Raw genomic sequence first — 20,887 nt, 5'->3', positions numbered from 1 at the left:
CCTCGTACGTTAGGGGGATTGGGGGAAACCGTCCCGGTCAGATTAGGGTCCCGACCAGGGAGCGATCTCTGGTACGAACGTAGGAGCCCGCGGGGTTCGCCGGGGGTGGGGCGCCGGGCAGCGCCGACGCCATCGCCACCGGCCGGACAGCTCACGGGGAGAGACGAGACGGATGCCGTACGTCCTGGGGATAGACATCGGAAGCACCAACACGGCTGCCGCCGTCGCGCGACGCCACGGCGGCACCTGGACGCGCCCGGAGGCTGTCCCCCTCAACGGCGGCTCCCCTCTCGTGCCGTCGGTGCTGCACCTGGCGGCCGACGGCGCGCTGCACATCGGCGGGCCGGCCACCGACGACGGCAGCCGCACCACCCGGGACTTCGTGCGCCGCATCGGCGACGACGTGCCCCTGCTGCTCGGCGGCGAGGCGTGCGCGCCACAGACCCTCACGGCGGAACTGGCCGCCTGGGTGGTGGAGCAGGTGCACGCCCAGGAGGGCGGCCCGGCTCAGGCGATCGTCCTCAGCCACCCGGCGGGCTGGCGCCCGTACCGGCGGGAGTTGCTGCACCGCGCGCTCGTCGACCTCGGCCTGCGCACCGTGACGCTGCTGCCCCGCACGGTCACGGTGGCCGAGAGCCACGCGGCCCGTGGGTTCGCCGGCGCCACCGCCGCCGTCTACGCGCTGGGCGGCGCCAGTTTCGAAGCGGCCCTGGTACGCCGCACCCCACGGGGCACCTTCGAGAGCTTCGGCACCTCGCAGGGTCTCGACCCGGTTGGCGGCGCCGACTTCGATGAACTGCTGGCCGGCCACGTACGGACCGTGCTGTCCCGCGAGCTGGCCGCCACCGCGCGCCGGGACCGCGACGCCGCCCTGCGCGGGCTGCTCGCCGAGTGCGAGCGGGTCAAACGGGCGCTGACCGTCGATCTGGCCGCCGACGTGGTGCTGACCCTGCCCACCGGCCCGGCGCGGGTGCCAGTCACCCGGGCCCGGTTCGAGGCCATGATCCGACCGACCGTGCAGGCCACTGTCGACCTCCTGCTCCGCACCGTGCACGGCGCCGGCCGGGCGTCGACACGGCTCGACGGCGTCCTGCTGACCGGCGGTTCCGCCCGCATCCCGCTGGTCACCGAGCTGATCACGGCGGCCCTTCCGGTCCCCGTCGAGGTGGAGCCCGACGCCCAACTGACCACCGCCACCGGGGCGGCGATGGCCGCCTGCCAGGTGGTGTCACCGCGCCCCCGCCCGCCGGCCAGGCTCGCCGACCCGGTGCCGGCCACCGGCCGGGCCACCCTCCCGGCGCCACGCCGCCCCCGACACGACACCGCCGTCCCGGGCGACCCGCCACCCCGCCCCCCGGTCCGGATCCTCCCCCTGGACCTGCCGAAGGCGTCCCGCCTGGCACTGACGCTCAGCCGGGGACGCGAAGGATGACCACAATGATCATGAATGACGTCGGCGCGTCCACGCTGGTGCTGGGCCGAGGGCCGAAGGCCCTGCTGGACCGGGTCACCGAGGACCCGACCGGCCCGCTGACCGTCGGTCTGTCCGGTCCCGCCGGCCACGGCAAGACCGCACTGCTCACGGAGTTGGCGCGGACCCACCAGAGGGCCGGCGTGACCGTCCGGACGGGCGCCCCGGACCCGGGTGAACCGATCGACCCGGCCACGCTGCTGCTGGTGGACGACGCGCACCTGCTCGACGACGACCGGCTCGCGGCGCTGCTGCGACTGGCCGCCACCCGCGACCACCGGCTGGTGGTCGCCCACCGCCCGTGGCCCCGGTCGGCGGCCCTCACGGAGCTGGCCGACGCGCTCCGGCGCGACGGTCAGGCCGTGCTGCTCACCCCGTTCACCCGGGAACAGACCGCCGCCCACCTCGCCACTGCACCCGAGCTGGCCCGGCGCGCCGACCTGGTCGACTTCGTACACACGCAGACCGGTGGCGTGCCCCGCGACGTCGAACGGCTCGCCCGCGGCCTGCGCGCGGCCCCGACCGACGCCCCGACCGAGGCACCCCGGTCCGTCATCGTCGAGTTCCTACCGGACCTGGAGGCCCAGCCCGCCGACATCCGCCGCCTGCTCCTCGCGCTCGCGGCGGGCGTGCCGCTGCCGGTGAGCCTGCTCGGCGCGCTGCTGGGTCGGGAGCCGGAGGCGGTCGACGAGCTGATCGCCACGACCAGGGCGGCCGGGTTGATCGGCGCCGACGGCCGACTCGCGCCGATCGTCCGCCGGGCCGTCACCGCGCTCAGCCCCGCCGCAGATCGCAACGCGGTGTGGCGCCGCCTCGGCGAGTTGCAGCTCGCGCGGGGCGGCGCGGTGCTGCCGCTGGTCCGCTCACTGCTCGGGCTGGGCATGGCCGGCGACTGTCCACCCTCGACCCTCGCCGCCGCCGCACAGGAGGCGCTGGCCGACGAGCCGGCCCTCGCCGCCGACCTGTTCGCCGCCGCCACCGTGGCCGGGCACCCCGCGAGCGCCCGGCAGGCCCTCGCCACCGCGCTCGCCGGCAACCTCGACGACGCGCTACGCCTGGCGGACCGGCTGCTGGCCACGGCCGACCCGAGCGACCGCGCCAGGGCCGCCGCGGTGGCCGCGAGCGCCCTGGCGCACCGCGGCCAGGTCGGGCGCAGTGTGGAGCTGTTCACGTGGTCGGGCAGCGCCTCGGCGGTGGCGTTCGCCACCGTCGGCAAACTCGCCACCGGCGACCTGACCGCCGTCGCCGCGCCGCCGGTGGACGACCCGCGCGGTGCACCACCCACCCTGCACGCCAGCGCCGCCCGACTGATGGCCGAGGGGGTACGGGAGAGCGTCGTCGGCACACCGACCGCCGCGCTCTCCGCGCTCGTACAGGCCGCCGCGCTGCTGGAGCCGGACGGGCGGGCGGCGCTGCTGCCGGACAGCCCCGCCGCGCTGGCCGCCCTGACCGCTGTGCACTGCGGCGAGTTGGACATCGCCGAGCGGGTGCTGCACCGAGCCCAGGCGGCCGGTGTCGGTGGCCCGCTGCTGGCGCGCCGGCACCGGCTGTTGCAGGCGTGGATCCTGATGGTCCGGGGCCAGACGCTCGCGGCGGCCGAACGCCTCGCCTCGGTGACCGCCGACGGACGACCGCTGGAGTCGCGGGACCTGCTCTTCGCCGCCGCCCTACGGATGGGCATCGGCCGACGCACCAGCGACCTCGGCGCGCTCAAGCGCGGGTGGGGGCAGGCGCTGGAGGCGGTGGTTCGGCATCCCGTCGACCTGTTCACGCTGCTGCCGCTGGGCGAACTCGCCATCGCCGGCGCACGCCTCGGTGACCTGGCCCGGTTGGAGCCGTACCTGCGGGAGGGCTGGGCACTGCTCGGCCGGCTCGACACCCCGGCACTGTGGAGCGTCCCGCTGCACTGGAGCGGGCTGCACGCCGCGATCCTGACCGACGAGCCGACGGCCGCCGACGACCACGTGGCCGCCCTGCTGGCCGTCGCGGACCACAGCCGTTACGCCGCCGTCGTCGCCGCGGCCGCCGAGAGTTGGGTCGAGGTGCTCCGGGGCGTCGTCGACCCGGTCCGGGTGCAGGCCGCCGCCCGGGGACTGCACGACACCGGGCTGTGCTGGGACGGTGCCCGCCTCGCCGGGCAGGCCGCCATCCGCACCGCTGACCGGCGGGCGATGACCACCCTGCTGGAATGCGCCAGGGTGCTCCAGGGCCGGCCGGCCGGCGTCACCGGCGGGCCGCGACCGACACCCGGCGAGAGCACCACGCAGGTCGCCGACGCCATCGCCGGCCCCGCGCAGCAGGGGCTCAGCGACCGCGAGTACGAGGTGGCCGAGCTGGTGCTGGCCGGGCTGACCTACCGGGAGATCGGTGCTCGGCTCTTCATCTCGGCGAAGACCGTGGAGCATCACGTGGCCCGCATGCGCAACCGACTGAACTGCGCCAACCGGGCGGAGCTGCTCGCCCTGCTGCGAACCGTCGTCGCCGACCGGGCCAGCAACGCGGCCGGGCAGCCGTGGCCGCAGCGGTCGGCCCGATGAGCCGGCGGCACGACGGATGGCGGCTGACGGCGCGGAGCCGACCGTGACGCGACCCGAGGAGCGGCATCTGCGCGCGAGGCTTGTCGCGGTGGCGGCCGTGCTGGTCACCCTGTGGTCGTACGCGGCCTATCTGACCTGCCAGGACGCGGCCGACCTGCTGCGGGTGCGAGCCCTGGCCGACACCCTCGGCCAGCCCATCGACCGGCTGATCCTGGGCCTGCAGACCGAGCGCCGGTTGACCGTCGACACGATCGCCGGGGCCGCGCCGACGGCGACCGGGCTGGGTGGGGCACGCGAGGTCACCGACCGGGCGGCGGCCGACGTCCGCGCGTTCACGGCGGGCAGCGACCTGCGCCTGCTCAGCGCGGGAGCGGTCCGCGACCGGGCCGACGAGCTGGTCCGGCGGCTGAACGGCCTCGGCACCGTCCGGTCCCAGGTGGACGGCGACCGGCTCGACAGCGCCGGGGCGGTCGACCGGTACGACCAGCTCGTCGACGCCGCCTTCGACGTGTACGGCCCGGAGTGGGGCGCGTACGAGAGCAGGCTGGCCGCCGACACCCGCGCGGTGATCGCGCTGGCCCGCGCCCGCGAGGTGCTCGCCCGGGAGGACACGCTGGTCACCGCCGCCCTGGCCGGCGAGCGGATCACGGCCGAGCAGCGGCGGCGGCTGGTCGACGTGGTCACCATCGGCCGGTACACGCGGGCCGCGGCGGTGACCGGGCTGCCCGCCGACGGCCGGGCGGCGCACCAGCGGCTCCTGGCCGGCCCCGCGTTCACGGGCGTACTCGCCGTGGAGGACGCGCTGCTCGGGACGGACCGGGCCGACGCCCTGCGCGGCGTCAGCGCGGCGGACTGGCGGGCGGACGCGGACGCGGCCCTCGGCGCGCTGCACGCCCTGGTGACCACGACCGCCCGCGACAGTGTCGAGCGGGCCACGCCGGGCGCCGCGGTGCTCGTCGCGCGTACCGGCGCCGTGGTGGGGCTCGGGCTGATCGCCATCCTGGTGGTCCTGCTCGGCTGGGCCGGCGCCGTGCGCCGGCTGACCGGCGCGCTGGCGAACGCCGGCGTCGGCCAACCGGCCCGCGTGGACGCCCGGCAACCGGACGGCCCGGTCGCCGAGCAGCCGGCCTACCCGGACGCCGGCCAACCGGCTCCTGTGGACGCCGACCTCGACCGGTGGGGGTCGCCGGGCGACGTGGCGTCGGCCGGCGCGGCCGTCACCCCGACGGTCGGCGAACCGGACCGGGACCGCGCCGGCCGGGAGTTGCTCCTGCGGGTCACCCGACGCAACCAGGTCCTGCTCCGCGAGCAACTCGACCTGCTGGACGGGATGCAGCGGCGGGAGCGCCCCGACGACGAGACCGACGAGCTGTTCCGGCTCGACCACCTCGCCACCCGAATCCGCCGCAACGTGGAGAAGGTGATCGCGCTGGCCGGCGCGACGCCGGCACGTCGCTGGCGGCGTCCGGTGCCCCTGCTCGACGTCGCGCGCGGCGCGGTCGCCGAGGTGCCGGACTACCACCGGGTCCTGGTCGCGCCGCACTGGCCGTGGTCGCTCGCCGGCCCGGCCGTCACCGATGTCGTGCACCTGCTGGCCGAGCTGATCGAGAACGCTCTGGTCGTCTCGCCGACGGGCACGACCGTCCGCGTCGCCGGTGAGCACCGACCGCAGGGCTGCGCGGTGATCATCGTCGACGACGGCCCGGGCCTCGACGCGGCAGCGCTGACCGAGGCGAACCACCTGCTCGACAACCCGCCGCCGGACGGGCCGCCGGCCGGCGCGGCCGGGCTTTACACGGTCGCCCTGCTGGCCGCCCGCTGCGGCGCCCAGGTCGCGCTGCGGCCCAGCCAGCGCGGCGGGACGGCGGCGATCGTGCTCCTGCCACCGGAGCTGGTCACGGTGACCGGCGACGGGTCGGGCACGCCCGCTCCCGGTCCCGCGTCCCCGCCCGGCCGGAGTCGGTCCGGAGCGCCCGAGGCGGGCGGTCACGGCGGGTTGCCGATGCGGATCCGCCAACCCGGGCCCGAACCCGGCATCGCCGGCCCCGACACCGTAGAACTGCCGGTCGCGAGAGCAACGAGGAGACATCCATGACGCATGCAGTGGTGACCGGAGACAGCCTGACCGGCGCGCTGGACCGGCTGGTCGACCGGGTACGCGGCGCGGAGTTCGCCGTGGTGCTCTCCCCGGACGGGCTTCCGCTCGGCAGTTCCCGGCAGGTGGAGGCGAAGCTGGCCGAACAACTCTCGGGCGTGGTCGCCGGTCTGCTGGCGTTGGGGTCGGCCGCCACCCGGACGTGTGACGCGGGCGGGCTGCGTCAGATCGTGGTGCAGATGTCGCGGGCGTTCCTGTTCGTCGCCACCATCGGAAACGGGACGATCCTCACCGTCCGCATCGCCGGCGACGAGGTTGAGGTGGGCGACATGGCGTACGAGGTGGCGCTCTTCGTGGGGCAGGCCGAACGGCACCTGCCGGTCAGTCTGGAACCGGCCTCCTCGGCGATGAGCGGGGACGCGGGTGCACACCGCCGACTCGGCTGACGAGGCGTGGTACGACGACGACGCCGGCCCGGTGGCCCGTCCGTACACGATGACCGGTGGGCGTACCGCACCCGAGCGCGGCCGGTTCGACCTGATCTCGCTGGTCGTCGCCCGGCGGGCGGTCACACCGCGCACACCGCTCTTCCCCGAGCAGGCGCGGATCGTGCAACTGTGCCACGATCCAGTGTCGGTGGCCGAGGTCGGCGCCGAGTTGGACCTGCCCCTGGGGACGGTCCGGGTCCTCCTCGGTGACCTGCTCGCGGCAGGGCTGATCGAGACGCACGAACCGCCGGCGCTGTCGGAGCTGCCGTCGCAGGAACTGCTCGAGTCGATACTCGTCGGGCTGCGCGCCCTGTGACCGGTCGGGTGCCACCCGCGAGGTCGCGAGCGGGTGTCCGGTGACGAAGTGAAGGGGAGACAGGCAGTGCCGGCAACACCGCCCCAGCCACGGCGAACTGTGGCGATCATTCTGCTGGACCGGATCGTGGCCGTCGCCGCGGCCGTACGGCGGGTGTTCACCGGTCGTGGTGACGTCTCGCGGGCGACCTGGGTTGCCGTGATCGCGGCGGTCGGGGTGCTTGTCGCGACGGCGGTCTCCGTCATCGGCGTGCTGCGGACGCCGGAGGGGTTGGCTCCGGTGACGCTCAACCCGCCCCCGTCGGCCGATCAGGTGGGCACCCCGGCGGCCGGTACGCCCCGAGGTCAGGCGCAGCCGGCGGCGACCAGCCCGACGCCGTCGGCGCCGTCGACGGTCACGACGGCGCCGCCACCGGTCGAGCCGCCGTCCAGCGCGCCCGCGTCGAGCGCCTCGACGGCCCCGCAGACGCCGTCCGCCCTCGCCGCCGATTTCGCCGTCGAGGACAACGCCCTGCTCAGCTATGGCGCCGCCGTGACGGTCCGCAATCCGGGCCCGGTGCCGTCGGCGCGGTGGACGCTGGCCATCACGCTGCCCCGGGAGTCGCTGCGGGTCAGCTCGGTCGAGGGCGCGCAGGTCACCCACGATGGTCCGGTGTGGACGTTCGTGCCGGACGGCGGCACCGGCCAGGTGCCCGGCGGCGCGTCGGTGCGCGTGACGTTCCGGGTGAACGGCTCGACGGTCGGCGCCGCCCCCACGGCGTGCACGATCGACGGGGTCTCGTGCGGCGGGCTACCGGGCTGATCCAGCGCGGTACACCAGGCGTTCCGACGGTAGCTGCGGAGTCCCCGCCATCGGCCCGGGCGGCCGGGCTCCGGTTGCGAGCATCGCTCATGATTGGGGGGTGATTCGCTTCGTGCTCAACGTGCTCTGGCTCATCTTCGGTGGTGGCATCGTGCTGGCGTTCGGCTACGGCCTCGCCGCGCTGATCTGCTTCGTCCTCGTCGTCACCATCCCCTTCGGCGTCGCGTCGCTGCGCCTGGCCGTCTACTCGCTGTGGCCCTTCGGCCGCACCCTGGTGCCCAAACCGGGCGCCGGCGTCGGCTCCGGGCTGGCGAACGTCCTGTGGGTGGTCCTGGCGGGCTGGTGGCTCGCCCTCGCCCACGTCCTCGCCGGCATCGCCCTCTGCGTCACGATCATCGGCATCCCGTTCGGCATCGCCAACTTCAAGCTCGTCCCGGCCGCCTTCTGGCCGCTGGGACGCGAGGTGGTCGACGCACCCTGACCGCCCGCCGCCACTGAGCGCCACCGCGTGACCGCGCCGCGCGGCATCGACGGACGTCGCTTCCCCACGGGCGGCCCGGCGTCCACGAACGCCGTCGATAGTGGACAATCCGTGGGGCGGTCCCGATCCGCCGCGGTGGTGACCGCCACCGATGCCCCACTCGATAGGAGCCTGGCATGGCCGGCCCGGATGCCGAACTCACCGCGAAGCTTCAGCCCGACGTGCCGCACGCGGCGCGGATCTGGAACTACTGGATGGGTGGCAAGGACAACTTCCAGTCGGACCGGGCGGCCGGCGACGCCGTGGCCGAGGTCTACCCGGAGATCGTCGTGATGGCGCAGCAGTCCCGCGGGTTCCTGGTGCGGGTCGTGCGCCACCTAGCCGCCGAGGCGGGCATCCGGCAGTTCCTGGACATCGGCACCGGCCTGCCCACCATGCAGAACACCCACGCGGTCGCCCAGGGCATCGCGCCCGAGTCGCGGATCGTCTACGTGGACAACGACCCGATGGTTCTCGTGCACGCCCGGGCACTGCTGGCCAGCACGACGTCGCAGGGCGTCACCACGTACGTACCCGCCGACTACCACGACCCGGAGAAGATCCTCGCCGAGGCCGCGCAGACGCTCGACTTCGACCAGCCGATCGCCGTGATGTACATGGGCGTGCTCGGCTACGAGCCGGATCTGGACGTGGTGCGCTCGATCATCGGGCGGACGATGGACGCGACCGCCTCCGGCAGCCACCTGGTCTTCTGGGACGGCACGAACACCAGCCCGGCGGTGGTCGCCGGCGCGCAGCGGCTGGCCGACAACGGCGGCGTCCCGTACATCCTGCGCAGCCCGGAGGATCTCGCCAGCTGCTTCGCGGGGCTGACGATGGTAGATCCCGGTCTGGTGCCGATCCCGCTGTGGCGTCCGGACGACGCCGACGCGAAGGGGATCGACGCCTACGGCGCGGTGGCCCGCAAGCCCTGACCGACGCCGGCCCCCGGCGTCCTGTCGCATCCGAGCCACGGCACGTAGCCTGCTCGGATGCGGCACACCCTCACCCCCGGTGACGAGACCCTGCACGGTCACTTCCGCGCGGACGCCACGCCGGTGCTCACCGTCGACCCCGGCGACACCGTCACCTATCGCACCCTGGACTGCTGGTGGTCGGCCGGCCCGTACCCCGGCGGGCACAACCGGGACCGACCCCGGGTCCCGCAGCGCCAGCCCGACCACGGGCACGCGCTGATCGGCCCGGTCGCGGTCCGCGGCGCTCGCGCCGGTCAGACCCTTGAGGTACGCCTCGACGCGATCGTTCCCGGCACCTGGGGAACGACGGTGGCCGGTGGTTGGCAGAGCGGCTTCAACCAGCGCTACGGCGTCGAGGAGGAGGGTGTGGTGCACGCCTGGGAGCTGGACCCGGCGTCGATGACCGGCCGCAACCAGTACGGCCACACGGTGGCGCTGCGCCCGTTCATGGGGGTGCTCGGGATGCCGCCGGCCGAGCCGGGACGCCACTCGACGGTCCCGCCCCGAGCCTGCGGCGGCAACCTGGACTGCAAGGACCTGACCGCCGGCAGCACGCTGCTGCTGCCGATCCCGGTGGACGGTGCGCTGTTCTCGGTCGGGGACGGGCACGCCGCGCAGGGCGACGGGGAGGTCGGCGGCACGGCGATCGAGTGCCCGATGGACGAGGTGACGCTGACCCTCGACGTACGCGACGACTTTCCGGTGACCGGCCCGGTGGCCCGCACCGCGGACGCCTGGCTGACCCTCGGCGTCGGCGCGTCCCTCGACGACGCCACGTTCATGGCCCTCGACTCGATGCTGACCCTGATGCAGCGGCTGCACGGCCTCAGTCGCCCGGAGGCCGTGGCGCTGGCCAGCGTCCTGGTCGACGTACGGGTGACGCAGATCGTCAACGAAACCGTCGGCGCGCACGCGGTGCTGCGCCACGACGCCCTACGCTGACCGGCGCGGCGGGGTGGCCGGGACCAGGGCCGGAAGCGGGGTTTGGTCAGCGGAGTTGGCGGGCGGTGAACCGGGTCGGCGGCACGGCGATCGCCTCCTGCGCGGCGACCAGCTGGATCTCCCGGGTGCCCGCCGCGAGGGTCGCTTCGAGGACGGCGAAGATGGAGGCGATGGTGTGCTCCAGCGCCGTCGCGGGTGAACCGGTCGTCCACAGGTGGGCGAGGTACAGCGCCGCGGTGACGTCGCCCCCGCCGTTCGGGTTGATCGGCAGCAGCGGGGTGGTCACCGCCCAGGCACCCTCGTCCGAGACGGCCACCACCTCCAGGGAGCCCTCCGGCACCTCGTCGTGCAGGACGCTGGTGACCAGGACGTGCCGGGGCCCGGTCGCGCGGACGACGTCGACCGCCTCCAGCACCTGCGCCAGCGAGTTCGTCGTGCGACCGGCCAGGAAGTCCAGCTCGAAGTGGTTCGGTGTGATGATGTCGGCGCGCGGCACGACGGTGTCGCGCAGGTACTCCGGGATGCCCGGCCGGACGAACATGCCGCGCCCGGCGTCGCCCATCACCGGGTCGCAGCAGTAGACCGCCTTCGGGTTGGCGGCCTTGACCCGGTCCACCGCCGCCAGGATCACCGCGCCCATCGCCGGGTCACCCTGGTAGCCCGACAGGACGGCGTCGGCGCTGCCGAGGACCTCCCGGTCCGCGATGCCGGCGATCACGTCGGCCACGTCCTCCGGTGCCAGCATCGGCCCGCGCCACGCGCCGTACCCGGTGTGGTTGGAGAAGTGGACTGTGAGGACCGGCCACACCTCGTGCCCGAGCCGTTGCAGGGGGAAGACGGCCGCCGAGTTGCCGACGTGACCGTAGGCGACCGACGACTGGATGGACAGGATCTTCACCGGCCCATCATGGCGGTTCCCGCCGGTGCCGCACGTCCGGCCCGCCGAATCTGTCGGATGACCCACTCCGGGCCGCTGGGCCCGACACCGGCCTACACGTCACTGGGGGCGTCGTGCTGGACGTACTCCTGGCTCTGGCGTTCCTTCGGGACCACGAGATCGGGCGTGCTCCAGGACCGCCACAGCTGGCTGTACCCTCCCCCGGTCTGCAGCAACTCGTCATGGGTGCCCTGCTCGGCGACGCGTCCGTGCTCCAGCACGACGACGCGGTCCGCGGTTGCCGCCTGGCTGAGCCGATGGGCGACGATCAGGGTGGTACGGCCCTCGGTGGCCGCCACGGCGGCACGGTCGAGGTCCCGCGCGCCCGCGCTGCCGGCCTCCGCGGTGGCCTCGTCGAGGATCGCGACGGAGGGGTCGGCGAGGACGAGGCGGGCGAGGGCGAGTTGCTGGGCCTGGGCGGCGGTGAGGTGCCGACCGCCCTCCCCCACGCCGGTGTCGAGGCCGTCCGGCAGGGTACGCAGCCAGGAGGTGGCGCCGACGAGGTCGAGCGCGGAGGTCATCTCGGCGTCGGTGGCGTCCGGGTCGGCGAGGCGCAGGTCGTCACGCAGCGGCCCGGCGAAGACGTGCACCTCTTGGCTGATCAGGGCGATCTCCCGGCGGACGCGGTGCTCACCCAGATGCGCCAGGGGCACGCCGCGCAGGCGTACCGAGCCGTCGGCGGGCGCGATGATGCCGGCGGTGATGCCGGCGAGCGTGCTCTTGCCCGCTCCGCTCGCTCCGACGAGGGCGACGCGTTCGCCGGGCGCGAGTCGCAGGGCGATGTCCCGCAGCACGACGGGCCCGTCGTCATAGTGGTGCCCGGCGATGATCACCTCCAGCGCCGCGGGCTCGGTCTCGGCCGCCACCTCGGACGCCTCGGACCGGGCGGGCTCGGAGCCGTCGGAGGCGGCGGGCAGTGACGTGACGCCGACGAGCCGGGCGAGGCTCGCCCCGGCCTGCAACACGGAGTCCGACTGGAGCAACAGCAGGCCGATCGGGTTGAACAGCCGGTGGAAGTAGAGCGCGGCGGTGGTGGCGGCACCCACCGTGGACAGGCCGTCGCGCACCAGCAGGAAGCCGACGAGCAGCACGGCGGCGAGCCCCACGAACTCCGACCGGTTGATCCGCAGCCCGAATCGCGTGTGCAGGTTGAAGATCTCCAGCGACAGGTCGCGGGCGGTGGCGGAGCGGTCGGCGATGCGGGCGACGTGGGCGTCCTCCATCCGGTACGCGCGCACGGTCGCCGCGCCGCGAAGCGCCCCGGCCATGGCCTGTGCCCGCTCGCCGGTCGCCACCCGCTCACGCGCGTAGTACGGCACCGACCGCTTCAGGTACCAGCGCAGCGCCACCGCGTACGCCGGGGCCGCGGCCAGCCCGGCGAGGCCGAGCCGCCAGTCGAGGACGAACAGCCCCGCCGCGGTCAGCACGATGGACAGCAGCGCGCCGAGAAAGGCCGGGCCGCTGGTGGTGATCACGTTCGTCACCACTGCCACGTCGTCGCCGGCCCGTGCGATCAGGTCCCCGGTGCCGGCCCGTTCCAGGGTGGCCGATGGCAGGTGCAGGGCGCGGTCGAGGACCCGCTCCCGCAGCCGCGCGAGCACGGTCTCGCCGAGGCGGGCGGCGACGGCGGCCCCGGCGGCGGTGAGCAGGCCGGCGAGCACCGCGGCGCCCGCGATCACACCCGCCCAGGCCACGATCCGTGCCGTGCCGGAACCGGCGATGACGTCGTCGACGAGCCGGCCGAGCACCCAGGGGGCCACGAGCCCGGTCGCGGACGCGGCTACCAGCAGCGTGACGGCGATGGCGCTGAGCCCGGGCAGCCGGGCGAACTCGGCGCGCAGAGCGGCCCAGGTCTGCCCGGAGGTGGCCGTCGGCAGCAGTCGCCGGGATTGCGTGTCGGTCATGGTCGGCTCGTCGGTCACCGCAGGACCTCCTCCCGGTAGCGGGCGTCGCTGGCGAGCAACTGCTCGTGCGGGCCCTCGGCGATGACCCGCCCACCGTCGATCACGGCCACCCGGTGGGTGACCCGCAGCAGGGCCGGACTGTTGGTGATCAGCAGCGTGCCCCGGCCGGCCGCCGTCCGGGCGGCGGCGAGCCCCTCGGCGAGCAGCACCTCGGTCACCGCGTCGACCGCCGTGGTGGGGTTGTGCAGCACCAGCACCGGCGGGTCGGCGACGAGCGCCCGGGCGAGCCCGATCCGCTGTCGTTGCCCGCCGGACAGGTTCGCCCCCCGCTCGGTGAGCACGCGGTCGATGCCGTGCGGGTGCGCGGCCAGCACGTCCTGCGCCGCCGCGGCCCGCACGGCGGCGTGCAGGACGGTCTCGTCGACGCTGGAGCCGGCGGCGAGGTTGGCACGCAGTGTCCCCTCGAACAACGCCACGTCGTGCTGCTCGACCAGGACCGTGCCGCGTACGGCGTCGATGTCCAACTCCTCGGCGGGCACGCCGTCGACGTACACCGTGCCCTGGTACTCCTCGCGGGACACCCGGCCGGACAGCAACGCGACGAGCGCCTCGGCCTCGCTCGGGTCGTAGGCCAGCACGCCGAGGACCTCACCCGCGTTGACCTGCACGCAGACGCCGTCGAGCCCGGCGTACCCGACCTTGTCGAGGGTGAGCCGTGCCGGGCTCGGCGCGGGCTGCCCGGCGGTGCCCGGCCGGATCACCGGCGCGGCGCCGAGGATCCGGGCGACCCGTCCCGCCGACGCGCGTGCCATGGCGAACAACTGCACGCAGTAGCCGAGTGTCTGCACGGGTTCGGCGACGAACTGGGCCAACCCGACGACAGCGACCAGCTCACCGATGGTGAGCCGGCCCTGCAACGCGAGCCAGCCGGCGACGCCGGCGACCGCCGCGAGGAAGAGACCGTTGACCATGGTGGTGAGGCCGAGGTGCAGGCCCTTGGTGGTGGCCGCCCGCAGGGTGACGTCGAGGGCGTGGCGGCTGGACGCCGCGTACTGGCCGGCGGCGTGGTGCTGCGCGCCGATGCCGCGCAGCACCCGTAGACCGGTGACGAGGTCGACGGCGAGCGCGGTCGTCGCGGCGAGAGCCTCCTGCTGGGACGCGCTGCGCCGGGTGAGCAGCGGCGCCATCCGCTGCAGGACGACGACCACCAGGGGTACGCCGATGAGCACCCCGAGCCCGAGCGGAACGTCGACGACGAGCAGCGCGACAGCGGAGACGACGAGGGCGGTCACCGCCGCGGCGGAGAGCCCCGCGACCCGTACCACGAGCGCCGACAACTCGGCGTCGGAGGCGGTGACGGCGAGCAGGTCGCCGTCGCGCATGCCGGATCGGTGTCCGCGCGGGTCCAGGGCGCTCCGGGCGATCTCGACGCGGACGGCGTGCGCCTCCCTCTCCACGGCGGCGTAGGTCAGGCGGGCGCCGGATCGGTAGGCGTAGGCGAGAACGGTGAACAGCACGGCGAGACCGGCGAGCGAGAGCAGCAGCGCGGGCACGTCCCCGGTGGCGACCGCCCGGTCGATGATCACGCCGATGGCGACCGGGACGAGAGCCTCGGTGGCCTGGTGGGTGCAGAGCAGCGCGGTGCCGGCCAGCACCCGGCCGCGCTGACGGCGCAGGGCGCGGCGCAGCACCACACCACCGCCGTTGTCGTCGCCCGCCATGACGTCAGGACCCGGCGGACGGGGAGAGCGCGTCCGCCGACCGGTCGGCGGACGGGATGACGTGGTGGCGGCCGATCGGCAGCATGAGCGGCTTCTCCGACGTCGGATCGATGATGACCTGGCTTTCGAGACCGAACACGGCGCGGACGCACTCCTGAGTCAGGACCCGCGTCGGCTCTCCCGCGGCGTGCAGCTTACCGGCGGCCAGCGCGATGAGGTGATCCGCGTACCGGGCGGCGAGGTTGAGATCGTGCAGCACCATGACGATCGTCGTGCCGCGGGTCAGGTTGAGGTCGGTGAGCAGGTCAAGCACCTCGACCTGATGGCTGACGTCGAGGAACGTCGTCGGCTCGTCGAGCAGCAGCAGGTCCGTCTGCTGGGCCAGGGCCATGGCGATCCAGACCCGCTGCCGCTGGCCGCCGGAGAGTTCGTCGACCGAGCGGTCGGCGAGGTCCGCGGTCTGTGTCGCGTCCAGGGCCGCCGCCACAGCGGCGTCGTCCTGTTTGCTCCAGCGCGAGAGCACGCGCTGGTGCGGGTTGCGCCCGCGTCCGACCAGGTCGGCCACGGTGATCCCCTCGGGCGCCGTGGGTGACTGGGGAAGCAGGCCGAGGGTACGGGCCAACTGCTTGGCCGGCAGCCGGTGCACCTCCTTGCCGTCGAGCAGGACGTGGCCGGCGCGCGGCGCGAGAAGGCGCGACATCGACCGCAGCAGCGTCGACTTGCCGCACGCGTTGGCGCCGACGATCGCCGTGATCTTCCCCGGTGGCACGACGAGGTCGAGCGAGGAGATGACGACACGATCCTTGTAGCCGAGCATGAGACTCTCGACCGCGAGCGTATGAGTGGTGGTCACAGCGAGCCTCCCGCGCGGTTCGTCCGGATGAGCAGGTAGATGAGGTACGGGGCGCCGAGCACACCGGTGACGACACCCACCGGATAGCGCGTGTCGAAGGCGAACTGGCCGACGAAGTCCGCGACCAGCACCAGCAGAGCGCCGACCAGGGCGGACGGCACCAGCAGCGACCCGGCCGGACCGATGAGCCGGGCGGCGATCGGCCCGGACAGGAAGGCCACGAAGGCGATCGGCCCGGTTGCCGCCGTGGCGAAGGCGATCAGGCCGACGGCCGCGACGATGACCAGGATCCGGGTGCGTTCGAGGCGGACCCCGAGCGCCGCCGCCGTGTCGTCACCCAGCTGCATCGTGGACAGGTTGCGGGCCTGGCTCAGCAGCACCGGCGCCAGGACGGCCACGGCGAGGGCCACCGGAGCGGCCTGCTTCCAGGTCGCGCCGTTGAGGCTGCCGGTGAGCCAGCGCAGGGCCTCCTGCAGGTCCCACTCGGCGGCCTGGGTCAGGACGTACGCGGTGAGGCTGTCGAGCATGGCGGCCATGCCGATGCCGATGAGGACGAGGCGGGTGCCGGCGACACCGTCCTTGAACGACAGCACGTAGATGACCAGCGCCACCGCCAGCCCGAGCACGATCGCGAAGGCGGACACCCCCGCCTCGCCGAGATTCAGCACCACGATCGCGAAGGCGGCCGCGGCGCTCGCGCCGGAGCTGATGCCGATCATGTCGGGGCTGGCGAGCGGGTTGCGCAGCATCGTCTGGAAGGTGACGCCGCCGAGCCCGAAGCAGGCGCCGGCCAGGATCGCGAGGACCGCCCTCGGCAGGCGGAGCGTGCCCACCGTGAAGGAGGCCCCGGGGACGTCCTCGCCGGCGATCACCGCCAGGACGTCGGCCGGCGGGTAGAAGGTGCGCCCCGCCATCAGCGAGCCGGCGAACGCCGCGACGACGAGCACGGCGAGGATGGCGAGGACGCCACGCCGTCGACGCGTACGGCGGACCCGGCCCTGGGTGACGGCCTGGAGAGTCGCAGTGCTCACAGCTCGCGCACCTTCTGCCGCCGGACGATGTAGATGAAGAACGGGGCGCCGATCAGCGCCGTCACGATGCCCACGTCGATCTCGGCCGGGCGGGCCACCACCCGGCCGACGACGTCGGCGGCGGTCAGCAGCGACGCGCCCAGCAGCGCGGAGAACGGCAGCAGCCACCGGTGGTCGAGCCCGATGAGCAGGCGGCACACGTGCGGCACGACGAGACCGACGAACCCGATGGGCCCGGCGACCGCCGTGGCGGCGCCACAGAGCAGCACCGAACCGGCGCCCGCGACGCCCCGCACCACGGCGACCCGCTCGCCGAGCCCCGCCGCGAGGTCGTCGCCGAGGGCGAGCGAGTTCAGGGCCCGGCCCGACAGGAGGCAGACCACGAGACCCACGGCCAAAAACGGCAGGGCATGCCGGATGCTGTCGTAGGTGGCGCCGCCGACCCCGCCGATCTGCCACGAGCGGAAGTTGCCGGCGACGTCGTTGCGGGGCAGCACGAAGGCTCTGATCAACGAGGCCAGCGCGGCGGAGGTGGCGGCGCCGGCGAGCGCGAGTTTGAGCGGCGTCGCGCCACCGCGTCCGAGGGAGCCGACGGCGTACACGAAGACCGCCGCGAGAGCGGCACCGAGGATCGCCACCCACAGGTAGCTGGTCGGCGCGGAGAGGCCGAACATGACCATTCCGGTGACCACGGCGAGCGACGCCCCCATGTTCACGCCCAGGATTCCGGGGTCGGCCAGCGGGTTGCGGGTCACGCCCTGCATCGCCGCGCCGGCAAGGCCGAGCGCCGCGCCGACGAGCACGGCGAGCAGGGTGCGCGGGATCCGTTTGGTGACGGCGGCCTGCTCCATGGTGTCGTCCGCGCCCTCGAACGCGGCGAGGATGTCGGACAGGCCGACGCTGCGGGAACCCAGCGCGACCGACGCCGCCATCAGCGCCAGCAGCACCGCGACGGCGACGAGAAACCACAGCAGGCGTACCCGTGCCGGACGCCGCACCACGGCGGCGTCCGGCACGGCACGCGTGTCCAGCGTGGTCATGACACCTGATCGGCAGCCTTGGCGAGCATCGCGACGTAGTCGTCCAGCACGAACGGGATGGCCAGCGGGGTCGGGTTCGCGGCGGTGCCGAGCGGGGTGGCGCCGGAGAGCATGACCACCGAGCCGCGCTTGATCGCGGGGATCTTCGACAGCAGCGGGTCGGCCTGCGCGGCGGCGAGGAGCTTGTCGTCACCGTAGGCGACGATGACGTCCACGTCGTTGAAGACCTGGATCTGCTCGGCGCTCTGGGTCAGGCTGAACTTGTCGGTGCCGGCGGAGAGCGTGGCGATGCTGGCCGGCACCTTCAACCCGAGGTCGGCGAAGAACTGGGCCCGGGTGTCGTGCGTCGTGTAGAAGCCGATCTTGCTCAGGTCGGTCGGGTCGATGTGCGTCATGAACATCGCCGACTTCCCGGCCAACTGCGGGTGCTTCGCGGCGGCGTCGGTCATCTGCTTCTCGAAGTCGGCGATCAGCGCGTCGCCCTCCTTGGCGAGGCCGAGCGCCTGGCTCTCCAGCTTGATGGTGTCGCGCCACGCCGTGGCCCAGGGCGCCTCGGGGTAGGCGACGACCGGGGCGATCTTGCTGAGGGTGTCGTAGTCCTGCGCCGTCAGGCCCGAGTACGCGGCGAGGATGACGTCCGGCCGGGTGTCCGCGACGGCCTCGAAGTTGATGCCGTCGTTCTCGTCGAACAGCACCGGCGGGGTCCCGCCGAGGGTCTTGAGCTTCTCGGCGACCCACGGCAGGATGCCGTCGCCGTCGTCGTCGCCGAAGTTGGCCTTCGCCATGCCCACCGGGACGATGCCGAGGGCGAGCGGCACCTCATGGTTGGCCCAGGCCACGGTCGCGACCCGCTTCGGCTGCTCCTTGATCGTCGTGGTGCCGAGCGCGTGCTTGATCGTGACCGGGAACGTGGCGGAACCGCTGGCGGCGGAGGCGTCCTCCGGCTCGGTCGAGTCGCCACAGGCGGCCAGCGCCAAGGTCGCGGCCAGGGCGACGAACCCAGCCAGGAAGCGGTGTGAGCGCATGCCTCTAAACTCCATCGTTTGGTTAGGGGAGGCTAACCTAACATAACGATGTGAGTCGTTCTCGCAACCCGGGGTCACCGGCCGATTTTGCCGGAAGAGCCGGCAAGCAGGGCACGCGCCGGCGGGCGGCCCGGACAGTCGTCCGGGCCGCCCGTGGGACCAGCGTCGAGGGGGCCGCTGACCCGTCGATCAGGTCACTGTCGCGGTCAGCCGCCGAGGCTCGCCGCGGCGGAGGCGATCGACGAGGCGAAGTAGCTCACCTGCGTGTAGACGCCCGGGTAGTTGGGTCGGGCGCAGCCGTTGCCCCAACTGACGATGCCGACCTGGATCCAGGCGTTGGCGGCGTCGCGGCGGAACATCGGGCCACCGGAGTCTCCCTGGCAGGTGTCCACCCCGCCGCTGGCATAGCCGGCGCAGATCTCCTGGGCGGCGATGACCTGACCGCGGTAGTAGGAGTTGCAGGTGGAGTCGCTGACGAACGGGACGGTCGCCTTGAGCAGGTACCGCTGCTGCGCGCCGCCCTCCCGCGCGGCGCCCCAGCCGGCGACGGTGAAGGTGCCGCTGTCGTACGCGGTGGTGGTGGCGATCTTCAGCGTGCTCAGCCCGGTGACGGGGGTGGCCAGCCGGATCAGCGCCCAGTCCCGGCCGCTGCCGTTGTAGCCGGGCGCCCGGTAGACGTAGTTCGACCGGACGGTGATCCGGCTGGACGACTGAAGGTCGACCGTGCCGAGCGTGGCGGTGATGCTGGTGTTGGTGCCGGTGGCGCCCACGCAGTGTGCGGCGGTGAGCACCAACTGGGGGCTGTACAGGGCGCCGCCGCAGCCCATCGAGAGTCGCACCATGAACGGGAACTCGCCCTGGGCGGCGCGGCTGCCACCGACGACGTTCGGCGTGATCGGGCTGTCAGCCGCGGCCGGGGCGGCGAGGGTGAGGCTGGCCGCGGCCAGCGCGGCGGCCAACAGGCCGGTGAGGGTACGCCAGCGAACCATGATTCCTCCGCATCAGGACGGCACGCCTCGTGAGCGCACCCCATTCGAGATAGCGGTCATCATATTGAAGTGCATGGATTTTCTACGTCATCTTCTCTTGGTCGTACCCCGGCGTTATGACACCGTCCGGCGCCGCAGCGGGCACCGCCGGGCCGGTGTCCGGGCTCACCGGGGATAGGACTCCTGGCCGGCCAGTACGACCAGCTCCTCGGCGCGGACCGACAGCGGCGCTGTCGCCCCGTCGAGCCACACCAGATAGCCCGCCGGCGGACCTGGCGCACCCCACCTGGCGCCGACGATCGTGGCCAACCGAGCCTCGTCCGGCCCGGTGAGCAGGCGTACCCGGGTGCCCGGCGCATGTCCGTCGTCGGCGACGATGCGCAGCGCGTCGAGGATCTGCCGGACACCGGCGATCGGCAGGCCCTGGACCTCCGGCTCACCCGCGTACCCGACACGCGGCGTCATCATCGCGCGGACGTGGGCGGTCTGCCGGATCGCTTCCTGGCGGATCCGCCGGTCCGCGCCGCGTTCGGCGATGGCCAGCGCCTCCTCGATGACCGGCCAGAGCATCAGCGGCTCCCGGTCGAGCAGCCGGCGGGCCTCGCGGTCGACTTCGGCGCAGGCCGTGTCGAGCGCGGTGTCCTCGCCCAGCTCCGCGATCCAGGCAAGGTCGCCCACGTCGGGCAGCAGCCCTGGCGACTCGACCGCCACCACGAGGTACACCATCGCGAGCAGGTCCTCGCGGCCCTCGCCGTGGTAGAGCGCGCCCACACCGGTGCCCGCGCGCCCACGGCTGGGCGGGAAGCGCTCGGCGAGGTGCCGGGCGCGGCCGTCCGGCAGCACCGAGGCTCGCCGCGTGTCCGCCACCCGCTCCTGGAACGAACGCCGCTCACGGCGTTCGACGAGCAGCTGACGGTGTGGGTCGAAGCCGATCGGATAGATCGTCCGCCCGTACGCGGAGAGGGTCTCGCCGGGTTGCAGACCGACCGACTCGATGTGCCGGGCGGCCACAGAGTAGGCGACGCCGGCGCGGGCAGCCTGCTCGCGGATCGCGCGCTTACGGGCACGGCCCGGGGTCGGGGTGCGACGGGGGTTGTGATCAGACATGGCGCCTCCGGTGCAGCCCCACGCACTCCACCGAACAGGCGGCGTGGTCGGCACGCCGGACGTCGACACGACGGCGCGGAGTCGGAGACTCTTGGCCCCAGCATGCGGTCGGGCGTGGGCCACCACATCGGGC

18 protein-coding genes are annotated in these 20,887 nt (G+C 73.8%); 9 read left to right on the top strand and 9 right to left on the bottom strand.

The window, feature by feature from the left end; all coding sequences use genetic code 11:
- Nucleotides 1-172 precede the first annotated feature (172 nt).
- The 9 genes from ABZ780_RS23300 to ABZ780_RS23260 all read left to right on the top strand — a co-directional run bounded on the left by ABZ780_RS23300 (nt 173) and on the right by ABZ780_RS23260 (nt 10,147).
- Nucleotides 173-1,432 (top strand): Hsp70 family protein, encoded by a 1,260-nt coding sequence (locus ABZ780_RS23300; RefSeq protein WP_357487490.1) that lies wholly within the window; start codon nt 173-175, stop codon nt 1,430-1,432.
- Nucleotides 1,433-1,437: 5 nt separating this feature from the next.
- Nucleotides 1,438-4,008 carry a LuxR C-terminal-related transcriptional regulator gene (locus ABZ780_RS23295; protein WP_357487489.1) on the top strand — a complete coding sequence of 857 codons (2,571 nt, stop codon included), beginning with the start codon at nt 1,438-1,440 and terminating at the stop codon, nt 4,006-4,008.
- Between the two features lie 43 nt (nt 4,009-4,051).
- Nucleotides 4,052-6,103 carry a nitrate- and nitrite sensing domain-containing protein gene (locus ABZ780_RS23290; RefSeq protein WP_357487488.1) on the top strand — a complete coding sequence of 684 codons (2,052 nt, stop codon included), beginning with the start codon at nt 4,052-4,054 and terminating at the stop codon, nt 6,101-6,103.
- Entirely contained in the window at nt 6,100-6,549 is a 450-nt protein-coding gene (locus tag ABZ780_RS23285; protein ID WP_357487487.1) for a roadblock/LC7 domain-containing protein, read from the top strand. The genes ABZ780_RS23290 and ABZ780_RS23285 overlap by 4 nt, the downstream gene beginning before the upstream one ends.
- The gene (locus tag ABZ780_RS23280; protein WP_357002251.1) at nt 6,527-6,907 is read left to right on the top strand and encodes a DUF742 domain-containing protein; all 381 of its coding nucleotides are present in this window, start codon (nt 6,527-6,529) and stop codon (nt 6,905-6,907) included. The genes ABZ780_RS23285 and ABZ780_RS23280 overlap by 23 nt, the downstream gene beginning before the upstream one ends.
- A gap of 99 nt (nt 6,908-7,006) precedes the next feature.
- Entirely contained in the window at nt 7,007-7,708 is a 702-nt protein-coding gene (locus ABZ780_RS23275; RefSeq protein ID WP_357487486.1) for a cellulose binding domain-containing protein, read from the top strand.
- A gap of 100 nt (nt 7,709-7,808) precedes the next feature.
- Nucleotides 7,809-8,189 (top strand): YccF domain-containing protein, encoded by a 381-nt coding sequence (locus ABZ780_RS23270; protein WP_357487485.1) that lies wholly within the window; start codon nt 7,809-7,811, stop codon nt 8,187-8,189.
- A gap of 176 nt (nt 8,190-8,365) precedes the next feature.
- Nucleotides 8,366-9,163 carry an SAM-dependent methyltransferase gene (locus tag ABZ780_RS23265; protein WP_357002257.1) on the top strand — a complete coding sequence of 266 codons (798 nt, stop codon included), beginning with the start codon at nt 8,366-8,368 and terminating at the stop codon, nt 9,161-9,163.
- 57 nt (nt 9,164-9,220) lie between these two features.
- Entirely contained in the window at nt 9,221-10,147 is a 927-nt protein-coding gene (locus tag ABZ780_RS23260) for an acetamidase/formamidase family protein (protein WP_357487484.1), read from the top strand.
- Between the two features lie 46 nt (nt 10,148-10,193).
- Here the strand turns inward: ABZ780_RS23260 and pdxY are convergent, their stop codons facing one another.
- From pdxY to ABZ780_RS23215, 9 genes are all read right to left on the bottom strand, one after another.
- Complete coding sequence (pdxY, locus tag ABZ780_RS23255; RefSeq protein WP_357002261.1) at nt 10,194-11,045, bottom strand: pyridoxal kinase PdxY; 852 nt, start codon at nt 11,043-11,045, stop codon at nt 10,194-10,196.
- 92 nt (nt 11,046-11,137) lie between these two features.
- The gene (locus tag ABZ780_RS23250; protein WP_357487483.1) at nt 11,138-12,988 is read right to left on the bottom strand and encodes an ABC transporter ATP-binding protein; all 1,851 of its coding nucleotides are present in this window, start codon (nt 12,986-12,988) and stop codon (nt 11,138-11,140) included.
- A 14-nt stretch (nt 12,989-13,002) separates the two neighbouring features.
- Nucleotides 13,003-14,709 (bottom strand): ABC transporter ATP-binding protein, encoded by a 1,707-nt coding sequence (locus ABZ780_RS23245; RefSeq protein WP_357487481.1) that lies wholly within the window; start codon nt 14,707-14,709, stop codon nt 13,003-13,005.
- Nucleotides 14,710-14,713: 4 nt separating this feature from the next.
- Nucleotides 14,714-15,562, bottom strand: coding sequence for an ABC transporter ATP-binding protein (locus ABZ780_RS23240; protein ID WP_357002267.1), 849 nt, complete (start codon nt 15,560-15,562; stop codon nt 14,714-14,716).
- Nucleotides 15,559-16,593, bottom strand: a complete 1,035-nt coding sequence (locus tag ABZ780_RS23235) for an iron chelate uptake ABC transporter family permease subunit (RefSeq protein WP_357002269.1) — start codon at nt 16,591-16,593, stop codon at nt 15,559-15,561. The genes ABZ780_RS23240 and ABZ780_RS23235 overlap by 4 nt, the downstream gene beginning before the upstream one ends.
- A complete protein-coding gene (locus ABZ780_RS23230; protein WP_357487479.1) occupies nt 16,590-17,633 on the bottom strand; it encodes an iron ABC transporter permease in 1,044 nt (347 codons plus the stop codon). Before ABZ780_RS23230 ends, ABZ780_RS23235 begins: the two co-directional genes overlap by 4 nt.
- Entirely contained in the window at nt 17,630-18,658 is a 1,029-nt protein-coding gene (locus tag ABZ780_RS23225) for an iron-siderophore ABC transporter substrate-binding protein (RefSeq protein ID WP_357002273.1), read from the bottom strand. Before ABZ780_RS23225 ends, ABZ780_RS23230 begins: the two co-directional genes overlap by 4 nt.
- A 206-nt stretch (nt 18,659-18,864) precedes the next feature.
- Entirely contained in the window at nt 18,865-19,647 is a 783-nt protein-coding gene (locus ABZ780_RS23220) for a serine protease (protein WP_357487478.1), read from the bottom strand.
- A 165-nt stretch (nt 19,648-19,812) separates the two neighbouring features.
- The gene (locus ABZ780_RS23215) at nt 19,813-20,754 is read right to left on the bottom strand and encodes a hypothetical protein (protein ID WP_357487476.1); all 942 of its coding nucleotides are present in this window, start codon (nt 20,752-20,754) and stop codon (nt 19,813-19,815) included.
- Nucleotides 20,755-20,887 lie beyond the last annotated feature (133 nt).

Origin of the sequence: Micromonospora sp. NPDC047467 (genome assembly GCF_040643095.1) — a bacterium.
Classification (GTDB): domain Bacteria; phylum Actinomycetota; class Actinomycetes; order Mycobacteriales; family Micromonosporaceae; genus Micromonospora.
The sequence above is the reverse complement of the archived record's forward strand: the minus strand, read 5'-3'. Positions and strand labels throughout refer to the sequence as shown.

Coding starts and splice junctions, on each gene's coding strand:
- ABZ780_RS23300 (WP_357487490.1), top strand. CDS start 173: ATGCCGTACGTCCTGGGGATAGACATCGGAAGCACCAACACGGCTGCC.
- ABZ780_RS23295 (WP_357487489.1), top strand. CDS start 1,438: ATGATCATGAATGACGTCGGCGCGTCCACGCTGGTGCTGGGCCGAGGG.
- ABZ780_RS23285 (WP_357487487.1), top strand. CDS start 6,100: ATGACGCATGCAGTGGTGACCGGAGACAGCCTGACCGGCGCGCTGGAC.
- ABZ780_RS23265 (WP_357002257.1), top strand. CDS start 8,366: ATGGCCGGCCCGGATGCCGAACTCACCGCGAAGCTTCAGCCCGACGTG.
- ABZ780_RS23260 (WP_357487484.1), top strand. CDS start 9,221: ATGCGGCACACCCTCACCCCCGGTGACGAGACCCTGCACGGTCACTTC.
- ABZ780_RS23250 (WP_357487483.1), bottom strand. CDS start 12,988: ATGACCGACACGCAATCCCGGCGACTGCTGCCGACGGCCACCTCCGGG.
- ABZ780_RS23245 (WP_357487481.1), bottom strand. CDS start 14,709: ATGGCGGGCGACGACAACGGCGGTGGTGTGGTGCTGCGCCGCGCCCTG.
- ABZ780_RS23230 (WP_357487479.1), bottom strand. CDS start 17,633: ATGACCACGCTGGACACGCGTGCCGTGCCGGACGCCGCCGTGGTGCGG.
- ABZ780_RS23225 (WP_357002273.1), bottom strand. CDS start 18,658: ATGCGCTCACACCGCTTCCTGGCTGGGTTCGTCGCCCTGGCCGCGACC.
- ABZ780_RS23220 (WP_357487478.1), bottom strand. CDS start 19,647: ATGGTTCGCTGGCGTACCCTCACCGGCCTGTTGGCCGCCGCGCTGGCC.
- ABZ780_RS23215 (WP_357487476.1), bottom strand. CDS start 20,754: ATGTCTGATCACAACCCCCGTCGCACCCCGACCCCGGGCCGTGCCCGT.